Genomic DNA, 3,741 nt, shown 5'->3' with positions numbered 1-3,741 from the left:
TTCCGAAAGTCCTTGACTTGTTTCAGTTTTTCTATTAAGCTCAACATATATTTAAAAGGTTGCCGGTCACTTCTCATTTTACCTGACGGTGATCGCTTTTACTTTTGATATTCTGATGGGAGAATGAAACAGCCCTACCCTGACGGGAGAGTTAAACGGTTTTTGGAGCGTCCGTGTTACAGGTAACTGGCGCATTGTCTTCCGATTTGAAGATGGAAATGCTCTCGACATTGACCTTGTAGATTATCATTGAGGGAAAAAACATGATGACCCTGAAAAATCCCGTACATCCCGGCAGAATTGTCAAAAGTTCGATTGAAGAGCTTGAATTGACCGTTACGGCTGCGGCAAAAATGCTGAACGTGTCACGCTCTAGACTATCTAACCTAATCAATGGCAAGGCGGGGATTTCCCCGGAAATGGCTGTGCGTTTGTCAAAGACAATCGGTAAGCTAAACGGCTTTTACTTCGGATCACCGATATAGACTCCAAAAGGGTTATAGCTATTGGATCATGCAGGTTAAGCGCCGTTTAGCTTAGTACCCCTGCTTTCTGGCTGCGCCTCCAGATGAATTACGATCTTGCTGAGGTTAAAAAACAGGAAGATAGAATTATTGTGAATCCGATTGGGTTACAACACCAAACAACATTGGGTTAGTGCGATCTCGAAGAGATCCGCCTTCGACGGTGCGCTGCTTCAGTTGGCAGAGCAGATAGAATCAGAAGAATTAAGCCTAAACAGTAGCTATCTTTCATTGTAGGGAAAAGGGCAAAGGTTTAAGAGAAAATTATCATCTTCCCCTTGTCAGACTTCTGCAAGCAGTCTATTAATTACTATTTTCTTCAGGAGGAGAAGGTGATAAAACGGGAGGAGCGATCGGTTCAATTTTATCCTCATTAACCGGGGGATTAATCACCTCTGGAACAGGAGAAGGAGAAGGGGAAGGAGAAGGGGAAGGAGAAGGAAGGGGAGAAACTTGAGGACTCGGCTCCGTTTCAGGAAGGGGAACAGGAATAGGAATTACTTCTTCTGGGGTGGGACTAGGAGTTAATTCTGGAGTCACTTCTGGACTAGGAATCACCTCTGGGGTAGGAGTCGGGGATGGGGTAGGAGTCGGGGAATAAATGGGAGTCCGTTGACGAGAAGGTCGTCGGATAGGGGGAAAATCTTGGGAGGGAGGAGGAATGATTTCAGGACTAGGAGAAGGTTCAGGGGTTGGTGATGGTTCAATTTCCTCATTTTTGGGTAAAAGAGCCATAAATCCCCGATATCCTAGGGCAAAAGCCGCAATTGTCACCGCAAAAATCAGCAAAATCGACAGCCAAGGATTCTTTTTTTCCCCAGAATTGGGTTTAATAACCACAGTGGGGGAGACGGTTGGTTTTGGGGGTGTAGAGGACTTTAATCGGGGACTATGGGGAGAAACCGCGATAGTCGGTTGGGTGGACAAATCGGGGGATATTTCTGCCAAAGCTGCCAACATTTCCCTAGCAGTAGCAAACCGATCCCGGGGATGAAAACGGATCGCTCGATCGATTACCATAGCTAAATTAGGATTAACATTTTCTGCCTCCTGTCGCCAGAGAATTTCCCCCGTACGCGAGTCAGTTTCTAGATATTGGGGAGTTTTTCCCGTTAATAAAAAAATCGCCGTTAAGCCTAGGCTGTAAAGGTCACTAGAAAAGACCGGTCTCCCGGCAGCCTGTTCCGAAGCCATATAACCGGGGGTGCCAAGGGCGATCGAATAGGCACTTTTTCCCGTAGGATCGAGTAAGGTGGCGACTGCTTCTTTCATTACCCCAAAATCGATTAAAACGGGCAAATTATCACTATTTCTTAAGATAATATTATCGGGTTTCACATCCCGGTGAATAATGCGGCGACTGTGAATAAAATCAAGAACAGGCAGTAAATTATCTAAAATCGTCCGCACTGCTGAGGAGGATAAATTTCCCTGTCGTTGCTGTTTTTGGGTTAGTGTCTCCCCTTCAATCCATTCCTGCACCAGATAGAAATGATTATCTTGGGCAAAATAACCGTATAAACGGGGTATTTGGCGATTTTGCTCGCCCAATTCCTCTAAAACGCTTGCTTCTTTCTGAAAACGTTCTTTTAACCATTCTGGCATCTCCTCACTTTGAATAGCTGGCTGCAATTTTTTAATCACACAGCGCCGTTGAGAAGGCATATTCGTATCGATAGCGATATAAGTTTCCCCAAATCCCCCCCTAGCAAGGGTACTAACAATTTGGTAGCGATTGTTTAAAAGCACTAGATTCATTACCCTGAGAGTGCAAGCGTGGTCATAAATTGTTCCTAGACTAACATTCTTTTGTTAAGGAAAAAGTCAAGGGAAAAACTAGAGTCAAGTCTAAGGAATCCAGCGAGGGATTTTCGTCCACAAAGGTGCATTATCTTGACTACTCATCTCCTGAAAACTTTGATAACAATCGTAGGCGCGATTAAGATGGGCAGTGATTTCTGTAGCATTGGGATGAGAATTGCGATCGGGATGCCAATAACACAAGAGAGTTTTATAATTATTTTCAATATGGCTAGTCTTGCTCAAAGGAGTAATCCCCAAAACTCGCCACCAAACGGGATTAGCCGACTCCATAATCATCACGGCCAAGAAACGGGGCGAAGGATAGAGAATTTGGGCGATTAATGACCAATCTGCCCCATAACACAGCCGATAAACCGCTTTAACCCGCTCTTTTCCCAACTGTTGACAAGCTTGTAGATGCCATTGACGAAAATCCCTCCGCATCTGCTGATGAGTTCGCAAATCTCGCTGGGCAAATCTGCCCTCAGCTAGTTTATTAGCCCCAATAGTGTTAAAGTTACCATTAGCGATCGCTTTTAAGTCCCAGTAAAGATGATAAGCTAAACGGCGCTTAACCTGCATGATCCAATAGCTATAACCCTTTTGGAGTCTATATCGGTGATCCGAAGTAAAAGCCGTTTAGCTTAAAAAGGATCTTGACCCAAGGCCAGACTTTCCAGAATTTCCTTAGCGTAACCTCTAGCCGGATTTAATTGCAATAATTCCCGTAATTCCCGACAAAACTGCTCATTTTCAGGCATACTGCACCATTGCCAATAGTTAATATCTGGTTTTGCCAGAGACTGCTGATAGAAACTGCGCCAGACTTGCGGAACAGTACAGGCGATCGGGGTAGCCAAAGGAGTAGCCAAGGGATAAAATTGACCCTTTAAAGAGCTTTCAGGAGCATCTTCCAGCAAACAAGCAAGATGATAGGCGGGATGACTACGGGGCGTTTTTTGGGGGCTAATAAACCAAAAAGCCGTTAAAATGACAATTAAGTACAAGAGGAGAGAAAGAATTTGCTCCGCCATCGCAACTTTTAGTTAGTCTGCTGAGTTACTCGAAGAATTATAATTGGTGCTATGGTCGCTGAAAAGTTCTTTGTATCTCGGCTGATTGTCAGGAATCTGCCTAAAGGAGTTTGTTTGCAGTAGGTTAATCTGGCTAACAGGCTTCTGGGGGTCATATACGGAAAAGTTCGCTGCAATTCCGCTAAAACGGGGTGATATGCCGAAAGTTTCCACATATCCTTACTCTGGTTATTCGGAAAGTGGCTCTTCTAGGTTCTGTGTGAGCATGGTATAATAGTAACACAGAACAGGAGGTGGGTTATGTGGATAAATTTTGAGCAACTCCTCGATTTACCAAATGTAACAGTGGTCAATTATCAAAAAATTGAGCAGACAATTTT

Annotated in this window: 3 protein-coding genes and 1 pseudogene; 2 read left to right on the top strand and 2 right to left on the bottom strand. The window is 44.3% G+C overall.

Going from position 1 to position 3,741, the window contains the following annotated elements; all coding sequences use genetic code 11:
* Positions 1–139 precede the first annotated feature (139 nt).
* Positions 140–253, top strand: a complete 114-nt coding sequence (locus IM322_RS23595; protein WP_353737536.1) for a type II toxin-antitoxin system RelE/ParE family toxin — start codon at positions 140–142, stop codon at positions 251–253.
* A gap of 10 nt (positions 254–263) precedes the next feature.
* Positions 264–485: a HigA family addiction module antitoxin gene (locus tag IM322_RS21450; RefSeq protein WP_287676116.1), complete on the top strand. Its 222-nt coding sequence runs from the start codon at positions 264–266 to the stop codon at positions 483–485.
* Positions 486–827: 342 nt separating this feature from the next.
* Here IM322_RS21450 and IM322_RS21445 read toward each other — a convergent pair whose 3' ends face one another.
* Both IM322_RS21445 and IM322_RS21440 read right to left on the bottom strand, forming a co-directional pair.
* Complete coding sequence (locus IM322_RS21445; RefSeq protein ID WP_287676115.1) at positions 828–2,282, bottom strand: serine/threonine-protein kinase; 1,455 nt, start codon at positions 2,280–2,282, stop codon at positions 828–830.
* A 90-nt stretch (positions 2,283–2,372) separates the two neighbouring features.
* Positions 2,373–3,361 (bottom strand): annotated as a pseudogene (locus IM322_RS21440) (J domain-containing protein).
* Positions 3,362–3,741 lie beyond the last annotated feature (380 nt).

The sequence above is a fragment of the Microcystis sp. M109S1 genome (assembly GCF_020247025.1).
In the GTDB taxonomy this organism is placed as follows: domain Bacteria; phylum Cyanobacteriota; class Cyanobacteriia; order Cyanobacteriales; family Microcystaceae; genus Microcystis.
Note: the sequence above shows the minus strand (reverse complement) of the source record. Positions and strands in the feature narration are given on the sequence as shown.